The 23,259-nt window shown below is 69.0% G+C and carries 22 protein-coding genes and 1 pseudogene; 2 read left to right on the forward strand and 21 right to left on the reverse strand.

Features of this window, described 5'->3' with window-relative positions; translation table 11 throughout:
* From D9R14_RS22295 to D9R14_RS22315, 6 genes are all read right to left on the reverse strand, one after another.
* Positions 1 to 363, reverse strand: a 363-nt coding sequence (locus D9R14_RS22295; RefSeq protein WP_342634805.1) for a biotin/lipoyl-containing protein, incomplete at its 3' end; no start/stop codon positions are given.
* A 1-nt stretch (position 364) separates the two neighbouring features.
* A complete protein-coding gene (locus D9R14_RS22985; protein WP_147453086.1) occupies positions 365 to 1,051 on the reverse strand; it encodes a hypothetical protein in 687 nt (228 codons plus the stop codon).
* Between the two features lie 3 nt (positions 1,052 to 1,054).
* The gene (locus tag D9R14_RS22300) at positions 1,055 to 2,458 is read right to left on the reverse strand and encodes a pyruvate dehydrogenase complex E1 component subunit beta (RefSeq protein ID WP_121625806.1); all 1,404 of its coding nucleotides are present in this window, start codon (positions 2,456 to 2,458) and stop codon (positions 1,055 to 1,057) included.
* A gap of 5 nt (positions 2,459 to 2,463) precedes the next feature.
* Positions 2,464 to 2,820 carry a hypothetical protein gene (locus D9R14_RS22305; protein WP_121625808.1) on the reverse strand — a complete coding sequence of 119 codons (357 nt, stop codon included), beginning with the start codon at positions 2,818 to 2,820 and terminating at the stop codon, positions 2,464 to 2,466.
* 10 nt (positions 2,821 to 2,830) lie between these two features.
* Complete coding sequence (gene pdhA, locus D9R14_RS22310) at positions 2,831 to 3,844, reverse strand: pyruvate dehydrogenase (acetyl-transferring) E1 component subunit alpha (protein WP_121625810.1); 1,014 nt, start codon at positions 3,842 to 3,844, stop codon at positions 2,831 to 2,833.
* Positions 3,845 to 4,005: 161 nt separating this feature from the next.
* Positions 4,006 to 4,338 carry an FtsB family cell division protein gene (locus D9R14_RS22315; protein ID WP_245420934.1) on the reverse strand — a complete coding sequence of 111 codons (333 nt, stop codon included), beginning with the start codon at positions 4,336 to 4,338 and terminating at the stop codon, positions 4,006 to 4,008.
* 144 nt (positions 4,339 to 4,482) lie between these two features.
* On the opposite strand from D9R14_RS22315, the gene D9R14_RS22320 reads away from it, so the two are divergent.
* A complete protein-coding gene (locus tag D9R14_RS22320; protein ID WP_121625812.1) occupies positions 4,483 to 5,061 on the forward strand; it encodes a flavodoxin family protein in 579 nt (192 codons plus the stop codon).
* Positions 5,062 to 5,168: 107 nt separating this feature from the next.
* On the opposite strand, the gene D9R14_RS22325 is transcribed toward D9R14_RS22320, so the two are convergent.
* The 13 genes from D9R14_RS22325 to D9R14_RS22385 form a co-directional block, all read right to left on the reverse strand.
* The gene (locus tag D9R14_RS22325) at positions 5,169 to 6,959 is read right to left on the reverse strand and encodes a chloride channel protein (protein ID WP_121625815.1); all 1,791 of its coding nucleotides are present in this window, start codon (positions 6,957 to 6,959) and stop codon (positions 5,169 to 5,171) included.
* Positions 6,960 to 6,962: 3 nt separating this feature from the next.
* Positions 6,963 to 9,206, reverse strand: coding sequence for a DNA topoisomerase IV subunit A (parC, locus tag D9R14_RS22330; protein WP_121625817.1), 2,244 nt, complete (start codon positions 9,204 to 9,206; stop codon positions 6,963 to 6,965).
* A gap of 508 nt (positions 9,207 to 9,714) precedes the next feature.
* Positions 9,715 to 10,452, reverse strand: coding sequence for a DNA repair protein RecO (gene recO, locus D9R14_RS22335; RefSeq protein WP_121625819.1), 738 nt, complete (start codon positions 10,450 to 10,452; stop codon positions 9,715 to 9,717).
* Between the two features lie 6 nt (positions 10,453 to 10,458).
* Positions 10,459 to 11,364 carry a GTPase Era gene (gene era / locus D9R14_RS22340; RefSeq protein WP_245420936.1) on the reverse strand — a complete coding sequence of 302 codons (906 nt, stop codon included), beginning with the start codon at positions 11,362 to 11,364 and terminating at the stop codon, positions 10,459 to 10,461.
* A 446-nt stretch (positions 11,365 to 11,810) separates the two neighbouring features.
* The gene (rnc, locus tag D9R14_RS22345; protein WP_121625823.1) at positions 11,811 to 12,566 is read right to left on the reverse strand and encodes a ribonuclease III; all 756 of its coding nucleotides are present in this window, start codon (positions 12,564 to 12,566) and stop codon (positions 11,811 to 11,813) included.
* On the reverse strand, positions 12,536 to 13,288 hold the full coding sequence (gene lepB, locus D9R14_RS22350) for a signal peptidase I (protein WP_121625825.1): 753 nt from the start codon (positions 13,286 to 13,288) through the stop codon (positions 12,536 to 12,538). The genes rnc and lepB overlap by 31 nt, the downstream gene beginning before the upstream one ends.
* Positions 13,289 to 13,501: 213 nt before the next feature.
* On the reverse strand, positions 13,502 to 13,891 hold the full coding sequence (locus D9R14_RS22355; RefSeq protein ID WP_121625827.1) for a DUF1622 domain-containing protein: 390 nt from the start codon (positions 13,889 to 13,891) through the stop codon (positions 13,502 to 13,504).
* Between the two features lie 78 nt (positions 13,892 to 13,969).
* Positions 13,970 to 14,374 carry a holo-ACP synthase gene (acpS, locus tag D9R14_RS22360; protein WP_121625829.1) on the reverse strand — a complete coding sequence of 135 codons (405 nt, stop codon included), beginning with the start codon at positions 14,372 to 14,374 and terminating at the stop codon, positions 13,970 to 13,972.
* Entirely contained in the window at positions 14,371 to 15,156 is a 786-nt protein-coding gene (locus tag D9R14_RS22365) for a pyridoxine 5'-phosphate synthase (RefSeq protein ID WP_121625831.1), read from the reverse strand. Before D9R14_RS22365 ends, acpS begins: the two co-directional genes overlap by 4 nt.
* Positions 15,157 to 15,185: 29 nt before the next feature.
* A complete protein-coding gene (locus D9R14_RS22370) occupies positions 15,186 to 17,402 on the reverse strand; it encodes a RelA/SpoT family protein (RefSeq protein ID WP_121625833.1) in 2,217 nt (738 codons plus the stop codon).
* Between the two features lie 144 nt (positions 17,403 to 17,546).
* Entirely contained in the window at positions 17,547 to 18,521 is a 975-nt protein-coding gene (locus tag D9R14_RS22375; protein ID WP_121625835.1) for a quinone oxidoreductase family protein, read from the reverse strand.
* 66 nt (positions 18,522 to 18,587) lie between these two features.
* A complete protein-coding gene (locus D9R14_RS22380; RefSeq protein ID WP_245420935.1) occupies positions 18,588 to 19,352 on the reverse strand; it encodes an SDR family oxidoreductase in 765 nt (254 codons plus the stop codon).
* A 73-nt stretch (positions 19,353 to 19,425) separates the two neighbouring features.
* On the reverse strand, positions 19,426 to 20,178 hold the full coding sequence (locus D9R14_RS22385) for a TerC family protein (RefSeq protein ID WP_121625836.1): 753 nt from the start codon (positions 20,176 to 20,178) through the stop codon (positions 19,426 to 19,428).
* A 191-nt stretch (positions 20,179 to 20,369) separates the two neighbouring features.
* On the opposite strand from D9R14_RS22385, the gene D9R14_RS22390 reads away from it, so the two are divergent.
* Entirely contained in the window at positions 20,370 to 21,545 is a 1,176-nt protein-coding gene (locus tag D9R14_RS22390; RefSeq protein ID WP_121625838.1) for a UbiH/UbiF family hydroxylase, read from the forward strand.
* Positions 21,546 to 21,767: 222 nt separating this feature from the next.
* On the opposite strand, the gene D9R14_RS22395 is transcribed toward D9R14_RS22390, so the two are convergent.
* Both D9R14_RS22395 and D9R14_RS22400 read right to left on the reverse strand, forming a co-directional pair.
* Positions 21,768 to 22,730 carry an AEC family transporter gene (locus D9R14_RS22395; RefSeq protein ID WP_121625840.1) on the reverse strand — a complete coding sequence of 321 codons (963 nt, stop codon included), beginning with the start codon at positions 22,728 to 22,730 and terminating at the stop codon, positions 21,768 to 21,770.
* 426 nt (positions 22,731 to 23,156) lie between these two features.
* Positions 23,157 to 23,259: pseudogene (locus D9R14_RS22400) on the reverse strand (IS110 family transposase); the annotation flags it as partial.

Raw genomic sequence — 23,259 nt, forward strand, 5'->3', positions numbered from 1 at the left:
GGCTGCGGGCGCGGGCGCCGGAGCGGCGGCCGCAGCCGGTGCAGGCGCGGCCGGAGCCGGGGCGACAGCAGCCGGCGCCGCGCCCTTCCCGGCCGAGCCGGCAGCCGCCTTCACGTCCTCGCCCTCGGCGGCGATCACCGCGATCACCTGGTTCACGGGCACGTCCTGCGTGCCCTCGGGCACCAGGATCTTGGCGAGGACCCCCTCGTCCACCGCCTCCACTTCCATGGTGGCCTTGTCGGTCTCGATCTCGGCGAGCACGTCGCCGGACTTCACCGTGTCGCCCTCCTTCTTCACCCACTTGGAGAGGTTGCCCTTCTCCATGGTGGGGGAGAGCGCCGGCATCAGGATGTCGATGGGCATTTTACTCACCCTCAGAATGATTAGGGCCCGGCAACTGGGGCAGGTCATCTCGCTTCGGCAAAGCTACTCCCTCCCTTTTCGCTCTATTACCCATAACAATTCTAAGTATTTCTTTTACTTCTGTAATTGCCGGCTTTGCACTTTCGGCCATGTCACCGATTACAAACGCCATATCGCCCATAAATGCAAAAAAATCATCTGTTTTTGTTGAATTTCTTAGTATTTCATTGTACAATTTTGTCAATTTATCAAAAATTTTTGTCTTTTTTCTGGCGTCTATGAGACTATTTTCGATCATTGTTCTGATATTTTCTATATGAATTATTATTCTTTGCTTCTCATCAGAAGACAATATTGCATAACCAAAAGAACTTTTGTCGTCTTCAGACTTCCAGGCAGCCGCAAAATTTTCAGCCTCGTCTTCAATCTGAGAAGTTTCCGCCATAAATAAATATTCTCTAACTCCTCTTCTTAAATAATTAAACTTATCATCCCACGATGAATTGGCTGGAATGTCTTTAATCATTAAATTTGATTGCGATAAAAATTTCTGAATAACAACTACACATAGGCGTTTATCGTTCGATGACAGATCGCCATATCCGCTAATTCGTTCCAAAATTGCTCTTAAAGCATCCTGAACTCCAGGGGGCAAATCTTCCATAAGGTAAGCGACGGTCAGGGCCATAGATCACCTATACGTCACGGCGTGGACCGCCGCGATCACCTCGGCGACGGACGGAAGGGCGAGCTTTTCGAGGTTCGCGGCGTACGGCATCGGCACGTCCTTGCCGGTCACGCGCAGCACGGGGGCGTCGAGATAGTCGAACGCCTTGTCCATGAGCTGGGCGGCGATCTCGGCGCCGATGCCGGACTGCGGCCAGCCCTCTTCCACCGTGACGCAGCGGCCGGTCTTCTTGACGCTCTCGACGATGGCCGGCACGTCCATGGGGCGCAGCGTGCGCAGGTCGATCACCTCGGCCTCGATGCCCTGCTTGGCCAGTTCCTCGGCGGCCTTCAGCGCATAGGTCATGCCGATGGAGAACGACACCAGCGTCACGTCCTTGCCCGGCCGGGCGATGCGCGCCTTGCCGATGGGCAGCACGAAGTCGTCCAGCTTCGGCACCTCGAAGGAGTGGCCGTAGAGGATCTCGTTTTCGAGGAAGATCACCGGGTTGTGGTCGCGGATCGCCGCCTTCAGCAGGCCCTTGGCGTCGGCGGCGGTGTAGGGCGCGATCACCTTGAGGCCGGGGATCTGGCTGTACCAGGCGGAATAGTCCTGGCTGTGCTGGGCGGCGACGCGCGCGGCCGCGCCGTTCGGGCCGCGGAACACGATGGAGCAGTGCACCTGCCCGCCCGACATGTAGAGCGTCTTGGCGGCGGAGTTGATGATCTGGTCGATCGCCTGCATGGCGAAGTTGAAGGTCATGAACTCGACGATGGGCTTCAGCCCCGCCATGGCGGCGCCGACGCCGACGCCGGCGAAGCCGTGCTCGGTGATCGGCGTGTCGATCACGCGGCGGGCGCCGAATTCCTGCAGCAGCCCCTGGGTGATCTTGTAGGCGCCCTGATACTCGGCCACCTCCTCGCCCATGACGAAGACGTCGCCGTCGCGGCGCATCTCCTCGGCCATGGCGTCGCGCAGGGCCTCGCGTACGGTCATGGTGACCATCTCGGTGCCGGCGGGCACTTCCGGGTCCGGCGGCGCGGAGACCACGGGAGGCGAGGCGACGGCGCTCGGTGCCGGCGTGGAGGGTACCGCGGGCGCGGCTGCCGCCGCCGGAGAGGGGGCCGCGGGCGGCGCGCTCTCGGCCGCCTTGGCGGCGGGCGCGGGCGCGGCGCCGGCATCCTCGCCCTCGGCGACGATGGTGGCGATGGGCGTGTTGACCGCCACGTCCTGCGTGCCCTCGGGCACCAGGATGCGGCCGAGGATGCCCTCGTCCACGGCCTCCACCTCCATGGTGGCCTTGTCGGTCTCGATCTCGGCGAGCACGTCGCCGGATTTCACGGCGTCGCCCTCCTTCTTCACCCACTTGGTGAGGTTGCCCTTTTCCATGGTGGGCGAGAGGGCTGGCATGAGGATTTCGATGGCCATGGCTGTCAGCTCTTGCTCGGCGCGGAAGCGGGGGCGGACGGCGTCGAGCCGGCCGGGACCGCGTGGTCGCGCTTGAAGGTGAGGTTGGTGTAGGCGGAGAAGGCCGCGATCGCGACGGTCAGCGAGATGAAGAAGGCGATGGCCGCCTTGCCCGAGCGCACCCGGTCCGCGTCCTCGGCGGCGCCGGTGCGGCCGACGGCGAACGGCCAGAACGCGAGAAGGACATAGCTCCCCGCGCCGACCGGCCGGCCCGACATGCGCTCGGCCACGAGGGCCGAGCGGCCACCGCGCACGGCGACCACCCAGGCGCCGATCGCGGCGATCAGGGCCGCCCCGGCGATGACGTGGAAGAGCGCGGCCACGGACCGGGCCTCAGCGCAGCACGTCCGTATACAGCTCGGCGGGATCGGGCTCCGGCTCATGGCTCGCAAAGTCCGCCGCCGCGTTGACGATCTCGCGGATCTCGGCGTCGATCGCCTTGAGCTGGTCCTCGCCCACCTTGTGCGCTTCCAGAAGCCGCACCCGCACCTGCTCGATGGGGTCGTGCTCGGTGCGCATCTTCTGCACCTCCTCCTTGGACCGGTACTTCGCCGGGTCCGACATGGAGTGGCCGCGATAGCGGTAGGTCTGCATCTCCAGGATATAGGGACCGTTGCCCTCGCGGGCGAAGGCGAGCGCCCGGGCGCCTGCGGCCTTCACCGCCCGCACGTCCATGCCGTCCACCTGCTCGCCGGGGATGTTGAACGAGGCGCCGCGCTTGGAGAAGTCGGTCTGCGCAGAGGCGCGCGTGACCGCGGTGCCCATGGCGTACTTGTTGTTCTCGATCACGTACACGACCGGCAGCTTCCACAGCTCGGCCATGTTGAAGCTCTCATAGACCTGGCCCTGGTTCGCCGCGCCGTCGCCGAAATAGGTGACGGAGACCGCGCCGTTCTCGCGGTAGCGGTTGGCGAAGCCGAGGCCGGTGCCGAGCGAGACCTGGGCGCCGACGATGCCGTGGCCGCCGAAGAACTGCTTCTCGATGCTGAACATGTGCATCGAGCCGCCCTTGCCCTTGGAGAGGCCGCCGCGGCGGCCCGTGAGCTCGGCCATGACGCCCTTGGCGTCCATGCCGGTGGAGAGCATGTGACCGTGGTCGCGATAGCCGGTGATGACCTGGTCGCCCTCCTTCATGGCCATCTGCATGCCCACCACCACGGCCTCCTGGCCGATATAGAGGTGGCAGAAGCCGCCGATCAGGCCCATGCCGTACATCTGGCCGGCCTTCTCCTCGAAGCGGCGGATGAGCAGCATCTCGCGATAGGCGGCGAGGTCCTGGTCGGGGGTGAAGGAAAGAATCGCGGGCTCGGCAGCGGCGGCGCGGGCGGATGGTTTCTTGGTAGCCATCGGCGTCCTCGGATACGCGGAAAGGTCGCCCTTCCTACTCCAGCTCGCCGTGCCCTCAAAGCGCCAAATTCGTCATGCTGCGCCGCAACACGTTGCCACACCTTGATTTCACTTGATTAAACTACTTTCAGGTTCACATCATGTGTGAACTTATATCGAGTTCATTTATTGCGAAGCAGCACGATATCCTTGGGGTGGATGAAGTCCAGTTGCCGGCGTCCCTGCTCGTCCAGCAGATCGGGATCCAGCTGGGTGACGGCCAGAAGCGACACCTTGTGCTCCAGCGCCGCGCGCTGCGCTTTGAGCGCCTCGAGGTCATTTTCGAGCTGCTGCAATTCCTGCTCGAAGTTGCGCTTGGCGAGAAGGCCGTGGTCGCCGGTATAGGCGTGATAGGCGAAGTAGCCGATCAAGGCGGCGGCGCCCAGATGGAGCGCGAGCGTGGCGAGGACGGTCTGGAGGCGGGAGCGGCTCTGCATGGCGCCAGTTTCGCCCATGCCGGTTTCCGTCCTGTTAAGGCGCGGGCGACCCGGCACGCATTCCTTGCATCTGCGCATACGGGATTTGCAAACTCTCGCCTGGATACTTTCGTTTGTGCACGCCAAGTCTGGGGGCAGATACCGACCTTTCAGGAGGCCCCCATGTCCAAGCCCGTCGTCGCCATCGCCTACCATTCCGGATACGGCCACACCAAGGTGGTCGCCGAGGCCGTGCTCGCAGGCATCAAGGAAGTCGACGCCGTCGAGGGCGTGCTGGTGCCGGTCGAGGAGGTCGACGCCAAGTGGGATGTGCTCGACGGCGCCAGCGCCATCATCTTCGGCGTGCCGATCTACATGGGCAACGTCTCCGCCGCCTTCCAGACCTTCTCCGAGAAGACCGCCAAGCGCTGGTACGAGAAGAAGTGGCAGGACAAGCTCGCCGCCGGCTTCGTCAATTCCGGCGCCATGAACGGCGACAAGCATCGCGGCATGGAGGTGCTGTTCGGCCTGTCCCAGCAGCATGGCATGGTCTGGGTCGGCCTCGGCCTGCACCCCGGCAACAACACCGCCAACGCCTCGATCGAGGACCTCAACCGCCTCGGCAGCTTCGTCGGCGCCTATGCCCAGTCCAACAACGACCAGGGCCCGGACGTGGCGCCCCCTGCCACCGACCACCGCACCGCGCAGCATCTCGGCAAGCGCGTCGCCGAGGCGGCCGTGCGCTGGACCAAGGGCGCCTGAGGGTCTCCCCTTCCCTCTTTGCCCCGACGGGGAGAGGTGACCCCCGATACCTGGCGAGTACCTGGCGAACACCTGGCGAGCGGCCCGCGGCGCCGCTCGCCTTGCCCTCAATCTTCCGCCCCGAGCCCGCGCCGCGCGCGCTCCAGCTCCCGCGCATAGCGCTTGAGCACATAGGTCTCGCCCAGAAGCCCCACCAATTGCCGGCCGGCCTTGTCCTCGACCACCGCCAGGTCCTCCGCATGGGCCGCGTCGAAGGCGAGCGCGGCCTCCTTCACGTTCATGGCGGGCAGCAGCATCACGTCCGCCTGCCGCGCGAGGGCGGTCACGGGATCGTCCGGGCCATACGCGGGCCCGTGGGCGTCCGCCATCTGCACCAGGCCGCCATAGCGCCCCTCGCCGTCCACCAGCACCACCAGCCGATGCGCGCCGAGCGGCACCGCGGCCCGGAGCGCGCCGATGGTGCCGGCGGCCGGGAACGTCGCGAAGTCGGTGCGCATCATCCGGCCCACCGTGAGCTCGCGCATCCAGCCGATATCCTGCGGGCTGCGGATCGCCTCGCCGCGCAAATGGAAGCGCCAGGTGGAGAACGAGAAGCCGAAGGTCTCGCGCACCGTCAGCGAGGTCATGACCGCCCCGGCCAGCACATAGCCGGTGAGCGCGAGGTCGCCGGTCATCTCCAGCACCAGGAACGTCATGGTCATCGGGCCGCCGATGATGCCCACCGCCAGCGCCCCCATGCCCGCCACCGCCAGCACCGCCGGATCGAGCCCGAGCGTCGGCCAGGCGAGCGCCAGCGCGCCGCCATAGAGCTTGCCCATCATCGCGCCGAGGAACAGCGAGGCGAAGAACAGGCCGCCGCGGAAGCCGGAGCCGATGGACAGCGCCGAGGCGAGGATCTTGAAGCCGAAGATCACCGCCACCGAGAGCGTCACCGCCCCTTCCACCTGCTTGTGCAGGGCGCCGTGGCCGTCGGAGAGCACCTGCGGGCTGTAGAGCGCGAGCGCGCCCACCATCAGACCGGCCACCATGGGCCGCAGCGGCGCGGGGATGCCGCTCTTCGCGAACCCGGCCTCGACCGTCGTGACGAGGCGCATGACGAGGATAGCGATCGCCGCCGCCACCAGCCCCAGGCCGAGCACCGGCACGATGTCGATGGGTGCCAGCGTCACGTCGAGCGGCAGCAGCAGCCGCTCCACATGGGCCCCCAGCAGCCGCGCCGTCATCACCGCCGAGATGGTGGCGGCGAGCACCGGCGCCGCGGCGGGGATGGAATAGGTGCCGATGACGATCTCGAAGCCGTAGAAGGCGCCCATCAGCGGCGCATCGAACGCCGCGCCGAGGCCCGCCGCCGCTCCCGCGCCGACCAGGATGCGCAAATCGTTGCGCCTCAGGTCGAACCACTGCCCGAGCCGCGAGGCGATGCCGGAGCCGATCTGCGAATAGCCCGCCTCCAGCCCCAGCGAGGCGCCGAAGCCGTTGGATACCATGGTCTGCGCCGAGACGATGAGGCTGTCGACCAGCGACATGCGCCCGCCGTGCAGCGCGTTGGCCTCGATCGGGTCGACGAACGGCCGGTCGCGCCAGCGCTTCAGGGCCAGTGCGATCAGCCCCATCACGGCGCCGCCCGCCGCCGGCACCAGCACCAGCCAGGGCGAGAGCAGCGCCGGCGAGGCGCTCAGCCGCTCGCCCGGCGCGAGCCCGTAGAGCACCTCGTGCGCCCATTGGGCGACGGTGCTCATGAAGGCGGCGGCACCCCCCGCCAGCACGCCCATCACCGCCGCGATCAGCACCAGGACGATCTCGCGCCGGCGCGCGCTCGACTGGGCGAAGGCGACCAGGCGCCTCAAGGCCGAGCCGGGCCGGCCGGTCCGCGATGGATCGGCGGGCGCCTCGCTCATGGCTCAGCCGAAGGTGTTGGTGCGCGGAAAGCCCTTCGGCGGCAGGCGCCCGGCGGAGGCACGCTCGCCCTGCCATTCGGCCAGCTCCGGCAGCTTCACGGTCCAGGTGCGCCCGGAGGTGTCCTGCCAGGTGAGCCCATCGTCGAGCGTGAACACCTTGAGGGCTGAGAGCCCGCCTTCGCGGTATTTCTGCAGCCGCACGCCGCGTCCGCGCACCATCTCCGGCACCTGGGAGAGCTGGAACAGCAGCAGCTTGCGGTTGTCGCCGATCACCGCCACCGTGTCGCCTTCCACCGGCACGGCGGCGAGCGCCACGTCCGGCGCGTCCACCACCAGAACCTGCTTGCCCTTGCGGGTGTTGGCGACGCAGTCGTCCTCCGGCACCACGAAGCCGCGCCCCTCCTTGGAGGCGAGGAGCAGCCGGCGGCCCGGCTGATAGGCGAAGACCGAGACGATCTCCGCCTCCTGCTCCAGGTCGATCATAAGGCGCACCGGCTCGCCGTGGCCGCGCCCACCCGGCAGCTTGGCGGCCTCCAGCGTGAAGAATCGCCCGTTGGTGGCGAGCACCATGACCTTGGACGTGGTCTCGGCGAAGAAGGCGTGGCCGAGCGCGTCGTCGCCCTTGAACTGGAGGTTGGAGAGGTCCTGCACATGACCCTTCAGCGCCCGAATCCAGCCCTTCTGCGACACCACGACGGTCACCGGCTCGCGTTCCACCAGCGCCTCGGTGAAGGCGTCCTCGTGCACGGTGGGTGCGGCGGCGAACGTGGTGCGGCGCCGGCCGATGGCGGTCTCGGGGCCGTAGGTCTTGCGGGTCTCGCGGATTTCCTTGGCGATCGTCCGCCACTGGGCGCCTTCCGATCCCACCAGCTTGTTGAGCTTGTCCTGCTCCTCGCTGAGCGCGTCGTGCTCCTTCTTGATCTCCATTTCCTCCAGGCGCCGCAACGACCTGAGGCGCATGTTGAGGATCGCTTCCGCCTGCACGTCGGTCAGCGAGAAGGTGGCGATGAGCGAGGCCTTCGGCTCGTCCTCCTCGCGGATGATGCGGATCACCTCGTCGAGGTTGAGATAGGCGACGAGATAGCCGCCCAGCACCTCCAGGCGATGGGCGATCTGGCCGAGCCGATAGCGCGAGCGGCGCAGAAGCACGTCGCGCCGGTGATCGAGCCATTCGCGCAGCGCCTCGGCGAGCGAGAGCACCTTGGGAATCTGGCCCTTCACCAGCACGTTCATGTTGAGCGGCACGCGGGCCTCAAGCTCGGTGAGCTTGAACAGGCTCTCCATGAGCACTTCGGCATCCACCGTGCGGGCGCGCGGCTCCAGCACCAGGCGGATGTCCTCGGCGCTCTCGTCGCGCACGTCGGCGAGCAGCGGCAGCTTCTTGTCGGTGAGCAGCTCGGCGATCTTCTCCACGAGGCGCGACTTGGCGACGCCGTAGGGAATTTCCGTCACCACCACCTGGTAGGTGCCGCGGCCGGTCTCCTCCTTCTCCCAGCGCGCCCGGACGCGGAACGAGCCGCGCCCGGTGGCGTAGGCCTCCGCGATGCCGACCGGATCGTCCACCAGGATGCCGCCGGTGGGAAAGTCCGGGCCGGGCACGAACTTCAGGAGATCGAACGCCATGGCGTCCGGGTGGTCGACGAGATAGAGCGCGGCGTCCAGCAGTTCGGCGGCGTTGTGCGGCGGGATCGAGGTGGCCATGCCCACCGCGATGCCCTGGGAGCCGTTGGCGAGCAGGTTCGGGAACGCCGCCGGCAGCACCACCGGCTCCTCCTCGGAGCCGTCATAGGTGGGGCGGAAGTCCACCGCGTCCTCGTCGATCCCGTCCAGCAGCAGCCGGGCGGTCTCGGTGAGGCGGGCCTCGGTGTATCGCATGGCGGCGGCGTTATCGCCGTCCACATTGCCGAAATTGCCCTGCCCGTCCACCAGCGGGTAGCGCTGGGCGAAATCCTGCGCGAGGCGCACCAGCGCGTCATAGACCGACTGGTCGCCGTGGGGATGGAACTTGCCGATCACGTCGCCCACCACGCGGGCGGACTTCTTGAAGCCCTGGCCCGGATCGAGCCTGAGCTGGCGCATGGCGTGCAGGATGCGCCGGTGCACCGGCTTCAGGCCGTCGCGGGCGTCGGGCAGCGCCCGGTGCATGATGGTCGAGAGCGCGTAAGCGAGATAGCGCTCTTCCAGCGCCGCCTTCAGCGCCACCTGTTCGATATGCCCGTCGCCGGGCGGGAGGGTGCGGGTTGCCATGGACCGCAGTTACTCCGGGCCAGAGGGCGCGGCAAGCCGCTTTTCCACGCGCGCCCGGAGGCCGGCCAAGGTTTCCCGATACCGCGTGCGATTGTGGCGGAAACTTTCGCCGATTCAGCGCGTTAAGCGGAAGCCGGACGCTGTTCCGACAAACTGCCGCCCAAGCCATCCCCTAGCGTCAGCGTGCGGGATTGGCGGGCGGCCCGGGTGACCGGTACGCCCGAATGGAGGATGCACGATGAAGAAACTGGCATTGGCGGCAGGCGGGGCTCTGGTGCTTGGTTTCCTGGCGGCGGCATCGCCCGCCGCCGCGGGATCGTTGGGTTCGTCTGGTGCCACCATGCTCGGCCCGGTGCAGGCCCAGGCCGGCGCAGAGGAGGTGCGGTGGCGCCGCGTGTGCCGGCAGGTCCGCGTGTGGCGCTACGGCCGCTGGCGGTGGGTGACGCGGTGCCAGAACGTGTGGGTCGGCCCGCGCTGCGGTCCGGGCTGGGGTCGCCCCTGCTGGTGATCAGCCACGCGGCGGCGCGGTGCCCCGGCGCCACGCCGCGATGAACGACGCGCGGGCGGGCGAGAATGCCAGCCCGCGCGGCTCCAGCACCCGCGTCGCGATGAAATGGCCGGTGATTCGCAGGCCCGCCTCCACCTCGTCGGCCCCCGGCGGGCTCGCGGCGCCGAGGAAGAAGCCCGGCAGCGGAAACAGGCGGTCGTGATAGGGCGAGCCGGCATCACGGCTGACCGCCCGCCCGCTCTTAGGCGAGACATAGACGAGGTCGTTGCGCCCGCCCGTGGCGGCGCAGGTCTCCAGCTCTAGGCCGAAGCCCAGCTCGGCCAGCACCGCGAGCTCGAATCGCGCCACCAGCATGCCGGCGCTGTCCGCCGCCTCGAACGCGTCCAGGATGGCGCCGGTCGTGTCGTAGAGCCCCTGGTGGGGATCGCGCTCCGGCAGCAGGTGCAGCAATTGCGCCATGTGGGAGAGGCCGAAAGCGGCATGGGCGCTCGCCATCAGCCGGTCGGCGCGCAGGATGCTCGCTTCCAGGAGATAGTTACCGAGATGCTCCTCCAGCCGCGCGCGCCAGGTGGCGAGCACGGTGTTGCCCGGCTGGAGCACGCTCGACTGCTGGCGCGAGGCGCCGCCGCGCACGATGCCGAGATGGCGCCCGCGCCGGCGCGTGAGAAGCTCGACGATGGCGCCCCCTTCCCCGTGGCGCCTGACACCGAGAACGATGCCCTCGTCGCTCCATTCCACGGCCGTCTACCCCTTCGGGAATTCCAGGCCCATTTCTCGGTAGCGCTCGGGGTCGTCGGCCCAGTTCTCGCGCACCTTCACGAACAGGAAGAGATGAACCTTCTGCTCGATGATTTCGGAAATTTCCGCGCGGGATTCCGAAGAAATCGCCTTGATGGTGGCCCCGCCCTTGCCCAGCACGATCTTGCGCTGGCTCTCGCGTTCCACGAAGATGGTCTGCTCGATGCGCACCGATCCGTCGCGCAATTCCTTCCAGCTCTCGGTTTCAACAGTCGAGCGGTAGGGCAGTTCGTCGTGGAGGCGCACGAACATCTTCTCGCGCGTGATCTCGGCCGCGAGCATGCGCATGGGGGCGTCGGAGATCTGGTCTTCCGGATAGAGCCAGGGGCCGAACGGCACCGCCTGCGCGAACCACGCCTTGACGTCCTCAATGCCGTCGCCGGTGAGCGCCGAGATCATGAAGACGCGCTCGAAGGCGACCTGCTCGGTGAGCCGGGATGCCAGCTCCAGCAACGTGTCGCGGCGGATCAGGTCGATCTTGTTGAGGATCAGCGCGCGCGGGCGGCGGATGTTGGCGAGCGGCTGCAGCAGGCCCTCGACCTCGGCATCGAGGCCGCGCTTGGCGTCCACCAGGAGCGCCACCACGTCGGCGTCGGCGGCCTGGGTCCAGGCCGAGGACACCATGGCCCGCTCCAGCCGGCGCTTGGGCGAGAAGATGCCGGGGGTATCCACCAGGATGAGCTGGGCCGAGCCGGCAAGGGCGATGCCGCGGACGATGGCGCGGGTGGTCTGGACCTTGTGGGAGACGATGGAGACCTTGGTGCCGACGAGGGCGTTGGTGAGGGTGGACTTGCCGGCGTTCGGCGCGCCGATCAGCGCCACGAAGCCGCAGCGGGTCGGCCCCTCCGGCAGCGCGGGACTGCGGGAGGGACCGTGCCGGTCCTGCGCGAATTCTGCCGAATCTCGCGCCTGGTCGTCTCGCTGGTCTCGCGCGTGCGCGTCGAGCTCGTCGTCGTCCAGATCCTCGTCGTCGAGGTCATCGTCGTCGAGGTCGTCCGGCGCCGCCGGATCGAAGGCGGTGCCCGCGAGGTCGGCCTCAGGATCGAATGCGGCCTCCTTCGCGGCCGTTTCCGACGCCTCCCCCTCGGACGCGGCGCGGCGCTGCTGCGCCCCGGCGGCCTGTGCCGCGGCCTCGTCCGTCGTGTCGTCGATCGTCTTGCCGGAGGGCTTGCCCCGGTCACCTGTCTTGCCGCTCATGTGTTCCCGTTCACTGGGCCGGCGGCCGACGCCGCGGCCGATGCTTCACGCCTTTGCGCGCGATCCTATCACCTTTTGACCGGCGATCCGCGGGGGCGGCCTCACGTGCCGCTCTGGGCCTGCGCCTCGCTGCCGGTCCATACCCCCTCGCGCACCAGGAAGGCGGCGGCCGCCGCCTTCTGGGCCGCCTGCTTCGAGGCGCCCGAGGCCTCCGCCGGATCGAGGCCCGGAAGGTCCACCAGAACGGTGAAGCGCGGCGCGTGGTCGGGCCCGGAGCGGCCGACGTCGCGATAGACCGGCGGCGGCAGGCCGCGGCCCTGCGCCCATTCCTGAAGCACGGTCTTGGCGTCCCGGAGCGGACGGCGCGGCGCCTCCAGCCGGCCGCGCCAGAGCCGTTCCACCACCGCCTGCGCGGCGACATAGCCGCCGTCGAGGAACACCGCCGCCACCACGCTCTCGGCCACGTCGGCGAGGATCGCCCGCCGCTTGCTGGCGCCGGACTGGCTCTCGCCCGGTCCGAGGCGGATATGGGCGCCCATGTCCATGTCGGCGGCGACCTCGGCGCAAGCCTCCTCTCGCACCAGCTCGGCAAGCCGGCGCGACAGTTCGCCCTCCTCCGCCTCGGGAAACGCCTCGTAGAGCATGTGCGAGACCACCGAGCCGAGCACGTGGTCGCCGAGGAACTCCAGGCGCTGATAGGAGCGCCGGCGGGGCGCCTCGCCCTTCACCGAGCTGATGTGCGACAGCGCCAGCTCCAGCAGCGCCCGATCCGTGAATCGGTAGCCGATCCGCGCTTCGAGGGCAGCCAGATCGTCGGCGGCGCCGGTCAGTCCACCGTCTTGAACAGCCTGTCCCATCGCACCGTCCAGGGCCAGTTCCACACCTGCCACGCCGCCGCGCCTTCATCGATCGAGAAGAAGATCACCTGCGCCTTGCCGATCAGGTTGTCGAACGGCACGTAGCCCACCTGGCTCAGCACGCGGCTGTCCTGGGAATTGTCGCGGTTGTCGCCCATCATGAAGAAGTGGCCGGGCGGCACGTCATAGACCGGCGTGTTGTCGTACATGCCGTTGTCGACCAGATCGAGGGTCTCGTAGGTGACGCCGTTCGGCAGCGTCTCGCGCCAGCGCTTCACCAGCACCTTGCGGCCCGATCCGTCGTCCTCGGTGATGTCGGACAGGCGCTCGCGCTTCACCGGAACGCCGTTGATGTTGAGCACGCCCCCGATCATCTGGATCTTGTCGCCCGGCAGGCCCACCACGCGCTTGATGTAGTCGGTCGCATTGTCCTTCGGCAGCTTGAACACCACCACGTCGCCGCGCGCCGGGTCGGCGCCGAAGATGCGGCCGGAGAACAAATCGAGCGTGATCGGCAGCGAGAAGCGCGAATAGCCGTAGCTGTACTTGGACACGAACAGGTAGTCGCCGATCAGCAGCGTGTCCTTCATGGACCCGGAGGGGATGTTGAACGGCTGGAACAGGAAGGTGCGGATCACCAGCGCGATCAGCAGCGCGTGGATGATGACGCGGACGGTCTCAAGGAAGCCGCCCTCTTTCTTCGAATCGCTGGTCGCGGTCATCGAGGATCCAAGTGCATCGAGGGTCCAAATTCATCAGGGGTCGAAGGTGCGGCACCAAGCCTGACGTCAACGGGTGCGGGCAGTGTGCAGCAAACTGCGCCGAAAAGGAGGAAGGGCGGACGCCGAAGCCCCCGCCCGCTTTGGTTCTCCCCTATAGAGGCTTCGCGACCGGGCGGCAACGCGCGGCGGCCGGTGGAGCGGTCTCGGCGTGGCTCAGGCCTGCGCCGGCGCGTCCGCCGGGCCGGGCTGCGCCGCCTGGGCGCGCTGCCAGGGCCAGCGGCCCTCGATCTCGATTTCCAGCGAGAAGGACAGGAAGGTCCGCACCAGCACGATGCCGGCCAGCACCGCGAGGCTCTGGAGCGTCGGCTCGATGGCCACCGTGTTGATGATGTCGGCCGCCACCAGGAATTCGAGCCCCAGAAGGATCGCCATGCCGAGGGAGGACCGGCATTGCCGGAACGAAGCCGCCATGGGCCGGCCGGCCAGCGCGCCCCGTGCCAGCAGCACCAGCGCTGAAACGATGCCGTAGACGATGACGGCGGTTCCGGCCACCTCGATGGCGCGGGTGGTCCAGTGCAGGATCTCGTTGGCGAGCGCGTCCATGGTTCCTCCCCTTCGGCGCCACGATGCCACCGGCCGGCCGGCGGCGGAAGCGTCCGGGCGGGCTCGGCCGCGGGGCCCTCAGGCGCGGCGGGGAACGGCGGAGATGATGACCTGGGCCGAGACCAGCGGCCCTTCGTCGGTCATGGTCAAATGGATCACCGCCTCATGCCCCTCCGGCAGCATGGCGGCGAGCCGGCGCGCGGCGCCGCCGGTGAGCTCGAGCGTCGGCTGGCCGGTGGGCAGGTTCACCACCCCCATGTCGCGCCAGAACACGCCGTGGCTCAGCCCGGTGCCCAGCGCCTTGGCGCAGGCCTCCTTGGCGGCGAAGCGCTTGGCGTAGGTCTCTGCCTTCAGGCGGCGCCGCTCGGCCTTGGCGCGCTCCACCGGCGTGAACACGCGCTCCAGGAAGCGCTCGCCGAAGCGTTCGATGGAGCGGGCGATGCGCCGCGCATCCGCAAGGTCGGAGCCGATGCCGAGGATCATGCGGCCGCCCCGCCCGCGGCGCTGCGCGCCGCCAAGGCCCGGCCGCGGTCCATGGCCTCGCGCATGCGCGCCACCGCCGCCTCCAGCCCGACGAAGATCGCCTCGCCCACCAGGAAGTGGCCGATGTTCAGCTCCACCACCTCCGGCAGGGCCGCGACCAGAGCGGCGCTGTCGAAATCGAGCCCGTGGCCGGCATGGACTTCCAGCCCGAGGCCATGGGCCTCGTGCACCGCCGCGGCGATGCGGCCGAATTCCGCCTGCGCCTCCGCCGACCGGCCCTCGGCGCGGGCATCGCACCAGGCGCCGGTGTGCAGCTCGACGATGTCGGCGTGAAGGTCGCGCGCCGCCGCGATCTGGCGGGCGTCGGCGGCCACGAACAGCGAGATGCGGATGCCCGCCTCCTTCAGCCGCGCGATGCGCGGCTCAAGCTCGGCGAACTGGCCGGCGGCGTCGAGCCCGCCCTCGGTGGTGCGCTCCTCGCGCTTCTCCGGCACCAGGCAGCAGGCGTGCGGGCGGACGCGGCGGGCGATGGCGATCATCTCGTCGGTGGCGGCCATCTCGAAATTGAGCGGGATGGAGATTTCCGCCTTCAGGCGCTCCATGTCCACGTCGCGGATGTGGCGCCGGTCCTCGCGCAGGTGCGCGGTGATGCCGTCGGCCCCGGCCCTCTGCACCAGGAGCGCCGCGCGCACCGGATCGGGCAAGGCGCCGCCGCGCGCATTCCGCACCGTCGCCACATGGTCCACGTTGACGCCGAGCCGGATCGGCCGGATTGCCTGCATGTGAGGTTGCTCCCGGAAAAGGGGGCGCGTCAGCCGTTGACGCGCTCGACGCTTGAGACCACCGCCCGCGCTTTCAAGTCCGTGACGATGGCATTGAGATGGCGCAGGTCGAACACCTCCACGTCGATCAGCATCTGCGTGAAGTCCGCCGAGCGGGTGCGCATCTGGAGGCCCTCGATATTGCCGCCGCGATCGCCGATGGCGCCGGCGACCTGGGCGAGCGATCCGGGCTCGTTGCGCGCCGTGACCATGATCTGCGCCGGAAAGCGCCCATCGGACAGTTCGTCGAGGTCCCAGCGCACGTCCAGCCAGTGCTCCGGCTTGTCCTCGAAGTTCTGCAGGGCGGGCGACTGGATCGGATAGATGGTGATGCCCTCGCCCGGCGTCAGGATGCCGACGATGCGGTCGCCCGGGACCGCCCCGCCATTGGGCGCGAAACGCACCGGCAGGTCGCCGTTGATGCCGCGGATCGGGATGGCGTCCAGCCGCTCGGCGCTGGCCCCCTCGGGGATCTTGAACTTGAGGTTGTGGGCGCGCTTCAGTTCGAACCAGCCCTCGCCGTTGGGCGCGCGCTCGCCGTTCGAGCGCTCGTCGGCGCGCGGCGGCGCCCATTCGGGATAGACCGCGCGCACCACGTCCTCGGGCTTGATCTCGCCGCGGCCGATGGCTGCGAACACGTCCTCCGGCGTGGCGCGGGCGAGGCGCGGCGTCGCCTTCGCCACCGCCTCCTCCGTGAACACCTTGGCGGCGCGGGCGAAGGCGCGCTCGGCGATCTTGCGGCCGAGCCCGGCATATTGCGCCCGGACCGCCGTGCGCGTCGCCCGGCGCACCGCGGCGCGCGCCTTCCCGGTGACGGCGATGGTCTCCCACGCCCCCGGCGGCGACTGGGCCTTGGAGGTGATGATCTCCACCTCGTCCCCGTTCTTCAGCTCCGACACCAGCGGCGCGATGGTGCCGTTGATCTTGCAGCCCACCGCGGTGTTGCCGATGTCGGTGTGCACCGCATAGGCGAAGTCGATGGGCGTCGCCTTGCGCGGCAGCGCGATCAGCCGGCCCTTGGGGGTGAAGCAGAACACCTGGTCGTGGAACAGTTCGAGCTTGGTGTGCTCCAGGAACTCTTCCGGCGACAGGCCCTGGGACAGGTTCTCGATGGTCTTGCGGAGCCAGGCATAGGCGCGGCTCTCGTTGGAGAGCATGGGGCCGGGCTCGCCCGAGGGGTCCTTGTAGAGCGCATGGGCGGCGATGCCGTATTCGGCGATCTCCTCCATGTCGCGGGTGCGGATCTGCAGTTCCACGCGCTGGCGGCGCGGGCCGATCAGCGTGGTGTGCAGCGAGCGGTAGTCGTTGGGCTTGGGGGTCGAGATGTAGTCCTTGAAGCGCCCCGGCACGATGGCCCACTTGGTGTGGACCACGCCGAGCGCGCGGTAGCACTCGTCCACGCTCTTCACGATCACCCGGAAGCCGTAGAGGTCGGAGAGCTGCTCGAAGCCGATCGCCTTGCGCTCCATCTTGCCCCAGATGGAATAGGGCGCCTTCTCGCGCCCCTTCACGTCCGCCTCGATGCCGCGCCGGGCCAGCTCGTCCCTCAGCTCGCGCTCGATCTCCTCCACCAGCGGGCCGTTGCGCTGGCGCAGTTCCGACACGCGGGTGGTGATGCTCTGGTACGCCTCCGGCGAGAGCTGGCGGAAGGCGAGATCCTCCAGTTCCTCGCGCATGTCCTGCATGCCCATGCGCGCGGCGAGCGGGGCGTAGATGTCAAGCGTCTCCTGGGCGACCCGGTCACGCTTGTCCGGCGGCACCCATTTCAGGGTGCGCATGTTGTGCAGGCGGTCGGCGAGCTTGACCAGCAGCACGCGCACGTCGTCGGCGATGGCGAGCAGAAGCTTGCGCAGGTTCTCGGCCTGCTTGGCCTGCTTCGAGACCAGGTCGAGCTTCTTGATCTTGGTGAGGCCCTCCACCAGCGTCGCGATCTGGTGGCCGAACAGGCGCTCGATCTCGGCCTTGGTGGCGTCGGTGTCCTCGATGGTGTCGTGCAGCAGCGCGGCGACGATGGTGGCGTCGTCCAGCTTCAGGTCGGTGAGGATCGCCGCCACTTCCAGCGGGTGCGAGAAATAGGGGTCGCCCGACGCCCGCAATTGGCTGCCGTGCGCCTTCATGGCGTAGACATAGGCGCGGTCGAGAAGCGCCTCGTCGGTCTTTGGATTGTACCGTCGAACGCGCTCGACCAGCTCGTATTGGCGCATCATGGCCGAACGATCCGTCGCAGCACGAGCGGGGCGCGCCGTTGCTCCGAATCGCTCGGCGGCCGGCCCCGTTCTTTGTTGTTGTTTGAATATCGGCGGGAAGCGTGGCACGCGCAAGGCGCGCGTGCGCTGCCGTCGGCAAATACGTCAGGGCAAAAGGAGCGTCGAGCCCGTGGTGCCGCGGCCTTCCAGCACCTCGTGCGCCTTGCGGGCGTCCTTCAGCGCGAAGGTCTGGTGCACCGGGATCTTCACCCCGCCGCCCAGCACCGCCTCGAACAAATCGTTGGCGGTGGCAAGCAGATCGTGCCGCTTGGCGACGAAGGTGGCGAGCGTCGGACGGGTGGCGAACAGCGAGCCGCGCTTGGAGAGCTCCAGCAGGTCGAAGTTCCTGATCGCCCCCGAGGCGTTGCCGAACGACACCCACAGGCCGAGCGGCCTGAGGCAGTCGAGCGAGGCGGGATAGGTCGCCTGGCCGATGCCGTCATACACCACGTCGCACAGCTTGCCGGCGGTGATCTCCTTGACCTTGTGCACGAAATCCTCATCCCGGTAGAGGATGACGTGGTCGCAGCCATGGGCGAGCGCCAGCTCCGCCTTGTCCTTCGAGCCGACCGTGCCGATCACCGTGGCGCCCAGCTGGTGCGCCCACTGGGTGAGGATGAGGCCGACGCCGCCGGCGGCGGCCTGCACCAGGATCACGTCGCCGGGCTTCACGTGGTGGGTGCGCTTGACGAGATACTGCGCCGTCATGCCCTTCAGCATCATGGCCGCCGCGGTGCGGTCGTCGATGGCCGCCGGCAGGTGCACCAGCATGGCGGCGGGGATGTTGCGCACCTCGGCATAGGCGCCCGGCGCCATGGCGTAGGCGACGCGGTCGCCGGCGTGGAAGCCCTCCACCTGCGGCCCCACCGCCTCCACCACGCCCGCGCCCTCGCTGCCGGGCACGAACGGCATCTGCGGCGCCTTGTAGAGGCCGGTGCGGAAATAGACGTCGATGAAGTTGAGGCCGATGGCGGTCTGGCGGATCTGCACCTCGCCGGGTCCGGGCGCGGGGACGGTGATCTCCTCATAGGTGAGCACCTCGGGGCCGCCCGTCTGGTGAACCCTTACCGCATGGACCATGGCGCGCCTCCCGCTGCTTCCTTGAGGGCCGGATCATAGGGCCGGCCCCGCCGCCCGCAAGCGCCCTCAGCGCCCGCCGGAGATGTTGAGCACTGCGCCGGTGACATAGGACGCGGCGTCCGACAGCAGCCAGAGGATGGAGCGCGCCACCTCGTCGGACGTGCCGGGCCGCCCCAGCGGGATGGTGGGCGCGAGGCGCTGGAGCCGGTCCGGCTGGCCGGAGCGCTCGTGGATGCCGGTCTCGATCAGGCCCGGCGCCACCGCATTCACCCGCACCCACTCCGGCCCCAGCTCCCGCGCGAGGCCGATCGTCAAACTGTCGATGGCGCCCTTGGAGGCCGCGTACCAGACGTATTCCCCCGGCGAGCCGAGCCGGGCCGCCATGGAGGAGACGTTGACGATCGCCCCGCCCGGCCCGCCATAGGCGGTGGAGATGCGCTTCACCGCCGCCTGCGCCACCAGCAGTGCGCCGGTGACGTTGAGGTCGAGCACGCGGGCGAGTTCCGCCGGCGCGATCTCCGCGAACCGGCTCGCCGGGCCGGTGATGCCGGCATTGTTGACGAGGTGGGTGATGCGGCCGAGCCGGCCGTCCACCTCGGCGAACAGGCGCTCCACCTCCTCCGGCCGCGAGACGTCCGCCTTGACCAGCACCACCTCGGCGCCCGCGGCGCGGGCGGCGGCGGCGGTCTCTTCCGCCTCCGTGTCGGCGGAGGCGTAGTTGAGGGCGATGCGGTAGCCCTCCTGCGCCGCGAGCCGCACGGTGGCGGCGCCGATGCCCCGGCTGGCGCCGGTGACGAGAAGCACGCGGTCGGACATGACCTGAACCGACATGGGACCCTCCCTTGGTCGTTGAGCGACGCCCCTCCCGGACCTCTTTTTGCTTTTGGGCTTCACGCCTCGGACTTCATGCTTTCGACTTGCGGGCCTCCGCGCGGCGCCGGCGCCGGCCGGTGGCGGCGACGTTGAGCGCCTCCACCGTGACCGAGAAGGCCATGGCGGCATAGATGTAGCCCTTCGGAACGTGGACGCCGAAGCCGTCCGCCACCAGCGTCACGCCGATCAGCACCAGGAAGGCAAGCGCCAGCATCTTGGTGGTGGGGTGGGCGGCGATGAACGCGCTGAGCGGCCCGGAGGCGATGAACATGATGCCCACCGCGATGATCACCGCCGTCACCATGATCTCCACATGCTCGGCCATGCCGATGGCGGTGAGGATGGAATCCACCGAGAACACGATGTCGATGATGACGATCTGCCCCACCAGCAGGAAGAAGCTGCGCCGGGCGCGCTCGCCGAGGCTCATCTCTTCCTCGAACTCGTCCTCGCCCTCCACCGTCGCGTGCATCTCGTGGGTCGCCTTGGCGATCAGGAAGCCGCCGCCGCCGATCAGGATCAGATCGCGCCAGGAGAAGGCATAGCCGAAGGCCGACAGCACCGGCTCCTTCAGCCCGATCAGCCAGGACAAGGCGAACAGCAGCGCGATGCGCATGACGAGCGCGGCGGACAGACCGATCTGCCGCGCGCGCAGCGCCAGATGCGGCGGCAGGCCCTGCACCAGCAGCGAGATGAACACCACATTGTCGATGCCGAGCACGATCTCCATGGCCGTGAGCGTGACAAGCGCCGCCCAGGCTTCCGGCGAAGCGATCCATTCCATGGCCGAGCCCCCGTGGAGGCCTTAGTTTTCCCGTTCTTCCGTGCGCTCATCAAGCGGACTTTGGGCGCACCCGCCATGCATCGGGGATGGGGCAACCGGCCGCGCGACCGCGGCGCGCCTTGGGCCTATCATGGCGCCCGCACCGCTGGCCCGGCCGGCGGCAGGCGGGACAGGACACAGGGGAGCGGCAGATGGACCGGACCAGCTTCGACGTGGCGGTGGTGGGCGCGGGGCCGGCGGGCCTCGCTCTGGCGCTCGGCCTCGCGCGGGCGGACGTGCCGACCGCGCTCGTAACCGGGCCGGCGCGCGGCGCCGACCATCGCACCACCGCGCTGCTCGACGGCTCGGTGCGCATCCTGAAGGATTTCGGCGTGTGGGACGAGGTGGCGCCGAAGGCGGCGCCGCTCCGCGACATGCGCATCGTCGACGCCACCCACCGCCTGGTGCGCGCGCCGGAGGTGACGTTCCGCGCCGCCGAGATCGACCTCGACGCCTTCGGCTACAACCTCGCCAATGACGACCTGAGGCTCGGCCTCCTGAAGGCCGCCGAGGCGGAGCCGGCGCTCGCCATCTTCCGCACCTCGCTCACCGGCCTGGAGGTGGATACCGAGGCGGCCCGGCTGACGCTGGAGGACGGCACGGCGCTCACCGCGCGCCTCGTCGCGGCGGCGGACGGGCGCGGCTCGCGGGTGCGCGAGGCGTGCGGCATCTCCATGCGGCGGCGCGACTATCCCCAGGTGGCCTTCACCGCCACCGTGCGCCACGCCCGGCCGCACGAGGACACCTCGACCGAATTCCACACCGAGACCGGCCCCTTCACGCTCGTGCCGCTGCCGGGCAACCGCTCCTCCATCGTCTGCGTGGTGGGCGACCGCGAGGCGGTGCGCCTCATGGGCCTGCCCGACGCGGAGCTGGCGCGGGAGCTGGAGGCGCGCTGCGCATCCGTGCTCGGCGCCTTCGAGATGGAGGAGGGCCGCGGCGCCTTCCCGCTGGCGGCCGAGACCGCGCGCCGCCTCACCGCGCCGCGCGTGGCGCTGACCGCGGAGGCGGCCCACATCATGCCGCCCATCGGCGCCCAGGGGCTCAATCTCGGTTTGCGCGACGCCGGCGCCTTGGTGGCGCTCGCCGGCGAGGCCACGGCGCGCGGGCGCGATCCCGGCGACCCTGCGCTGCTGGAGCGCTTCGAGGCTGCCCGGCGGCGCGACATCGAGGCCCGCATGGCGGCGGTGGACCTGCTCAACCGCTCGCTGCTCTCGCAATTCCTGCCGGTGCAGAGCGCGCGCGGCCTCGGCCTCTACCTGCTCGACCGCGTCGGCCCCCTGCGCCGCGCCGTCATGCGCCTCGGCGTCGGCAGCCGGGCGGCCTGAGGCGGCGGGCCCCTCGCCCCGCCGTCGCCCTCCGGCTTGACCGGAGGGCCCAGGAGCCTTGCGGCCCCAGGGCCGGGCCCGGGTCTTTGCGCGCCGTTCATAGATGCTCCGGTCAAGCCGGAGCATGACGGCAGTGGGAGATGCCGTCGTGCACCACCGCTCCGCCGCCACCCTCCGGATCGACCGGAGGGCCCAGGGACGGCGGCGCCGGGATTGCATGCGCTATGGAAACAGATCGAGCGGGATCAGCTGCTCGCGCAGCAGATAGAGCATGCCCGTCACCGTCACCACCGAGGCCAGCGTGCCCACCAGCACGGCGGCGGACGCCTCTTCCACATAGGTGTGGTACTGGCGCGCCAGGACGAAGCAGTTGAGCGCCGGTGGCAGCGCCGCCATCAGCAGCAGGGTCTGGGTCCAGGCGGGCGAGAAGCCGCCGAAGATCGACAACGACACCAAAGCGATGGCCGGGTGCACCAGCAGCTTGAGGCCGAGCAGCGGCGGCAGCTCCGCCGGCACGCGCTTCAGCGGCCGCAGCGCCACCGTCACGCCGAGCGTGAACAGGGCGCAGGGCGCGGCGGCGTTCTTGAGGAAATCCAGCATCTTGGCGATCGCCGCCGGCTCCTGGAACTTGATCGCCGCCGCCAGCACCCCGAGCAGGGTCGCGATGTTGAACGGGTGGGTCAGCACCCGCTTCACGATGATGCCGAAGGTGGTCCAGAGGCTCTCGTGCTGGCCGCCGCGCATGGCCATCAGCAGCGGCACCAGCGTGAAGAAGAACACGCTGTCGCAGGCGAAGATCAGCGCCGCCGGCGTCGCCGCGCCCTGCCCCAGCGCCGCCAGGGTGAGGCCGGGGCCCATATAGCCCACATTGGCATAGGCGCCGACCGTGGTGGCGATCGCCGCCTCGCCGATATTGCCCTTGCGGAAGAACAGCCCGAGCGCCAGCGCGATCACGGCGCAGGTGGTGGTGGAGGCGATGACGGCGAGGATGAAGGCGCCGTTGGCCAGCTCCTCGAACGGCGTCTGCGCCACGATGCGGTAGAACAGCGCCGGCAGCGCCACATAGATGATGAAGAAGGACAGCCAGGCGAGCCCCGCCTCCGGCAGCTTCACCACGCGCCCGCAGAAATAGCCGAGGAAGATCAGGCCGAAGAAGGGAAAGGCGAGGCCGATGAGGTCGGTCACGGGCGGGGTCCTGCTGCCGCGGGCTGGAAGGGCGCGGCGAAGCTAGCGGCGCAGCGCCGCGATGGAAAGCGCGCGGGCGGAATGGCTCGGCGTCGGTCTATGCGCAGGCTCGGCGTGCGGGCGACGCCGGCCCCGCCGTTCGCGCCCCCCTCTCCCGCTTGCGGGGAAGGGTTAGGGTGGGGGCCGGCCGGGCGCGGTCCTCAATCGCCACCGTCATCCCCCGGCTCGTCCGGGGGATCCACCACCGCACAGGCCCTGCCTATGGACGTCCAGCAGGCGGCACGCTGCCCCAAAAGTGGATGCCCCGGACAAGCCGGGGCATGACGCCGCGCGAGGTGGCCCGGCTTGCGCGAATGGCGCCGGCCCCGCCGTTCGCGTCCCCTCTCCCCTTGTGGGAGAGGGCGGGGTGAGCGACTGTCTTGTTAGTCAAGCGGTTTGTTCGCGCCATGGTTGCTGATCCCGGACGATGGCGTTGAGGATGGTGATGAGCTTTCTGGCGACGGCGATGAGGGCGACGAGCTTGGGTTTG

Source organism: Xanthobacter tagetidis (assembly GCF_003667445.1).
Classification (GTDB): domain Bacteria; phylum Pseudomonadota; class Alphaproteobacteria; order Rhizobiales; family Xanthobacteraceae; genus Xanthobacter; species Xanthobacter tagetidis.

What these genes read in the sequence shown, in the direction of transcription:
- D9R14_RS22985 (WP_147453086.1), bottom strand. Translation starts at nt 1,051, where the DNA reads ATGGCCCTGACCGTCGCTTACCTTATGGAAGATTTGCCCCCTGGAGTT.
- D9R14_RS22300 (WP_121625806.1), bottom strand. Translation starts at nt 2,458, where the DNA reads ATGGCCATCGAAATCCTCATGCCAGCCCTCTCGCCCACCATGGAAAAG.
- pdhA (WP_121625810.1), bottom strand. Translation starts at nt 3,844, where the DNA reads ATGGCTACCAAGAAACCATCCGCCCGCGCCGCCGCTGCCGAGCCCGCG.
- D9R14_RS22315 (WP_245420934.1), bottom strand. Translation starts at nt 4,338, where the DNA reads ATGGGCGAAACTGGCGCCATGCAGAGCCGCTCCCGCCTCCAGACCGTC.
- D9R14_RS22320 (WP_121625812.1), top strand. Translation starts at nt 4,483, where the DNA reads ATGTCCAAGCCCGTCGTCGCCATCGCCTACCATTCCGGATACGGCCAC.
- D9R14_RS22325 (WP_121625815.1), bottom strand. Translation starts at nt 6,959, where the DNA reads ATGAGCGAGGCGCCCGCCGATCCATCGCGGACCGGCCGGCCCGGCTCG.
- parC (WP_121625817.1), bottom strand. Translation starts at nt 9,206, where the DNA reads ATGGCAACCCGCACCCTCCCGCCCGGCGACGGGCATATCGAACAGGTG.
- rnc (WP_121625823.1), bottom strand. Translation starts at nt 12,566, where the DNA reads ATGGGACAGGCTGTTCAAGACGGTGGACTGACCGGCGCCGCCGACGAT.
- lepB (WP_121625825.1), bottom strand. Translation starts at nt 13,288, where the DNA reads ATGACCGCGACCAGCGATTCGAAGAAAGAGGGCGGCTTCCTTGAGACC.
- D9R14_RS22355 (WP_121625827.1), bottom strand. Translation starts at nt 13,891, where the DNA reads ATGGACGCGCTCGCCAACGAGATCCTGCACTGGACCACCCGCGCCATC.
- acpS (WP_121625829.1), bottom strand. Translation starts at nt 14,374, where the DNA reads ATGATCCTCGGCATCGGCTCCGACCTTGCGGATGCGCGGCGCATCGCC.
- D9R14_RS22365 (WP_121625831.1), bottom strand. Translation starts at nt 15,156, where the DNA reads ATGCAGGCAATCCGGCCGATCCGGCTCGGCGTCAACGTGGACCATGTG.
- D9R14_RS22370 (WP_121625833.1), bottom strand. Translation starts at nt 17,402, where the DNA reads ATGATGCGCCAATACGAGCTGGTCGAGCGCGTTCGACGGTACAATCCA.
- D9R14_RS22375 (WP_121625835.1), bottom strand. Translation starts at nt 18,521, where the DNA reads ATGGTCCATGCGGTAAGGGTTCACCAGACGGGCGGCCCCGAGGTGCTC.
- D9R14_RS22380 (WP_245420935.1), bottom strand. Translation starts at nt 19,352, where the DNA reads ATGTCGGTTCAGGTCATGTCCGACCGCGTGCTTCTCGTCACCGGCGCC.
- D9R14_RS22385 (WP_121625836.1), bottom strand. Translation starts at nt 20,178, where the DNA reads ATGGAATGGATCGCTTCGCCGGAAGCCTGGGCGGCGCTTGTCACGCTC.
- D9R14_RS22390 (WP_121625838.1), top strand. Translation starts at nt 20,370, where the DNA reads ATGGACCGGACCAGCTTCGACGTGGCGGTGGTGGGCGCGGGGCCGGCG.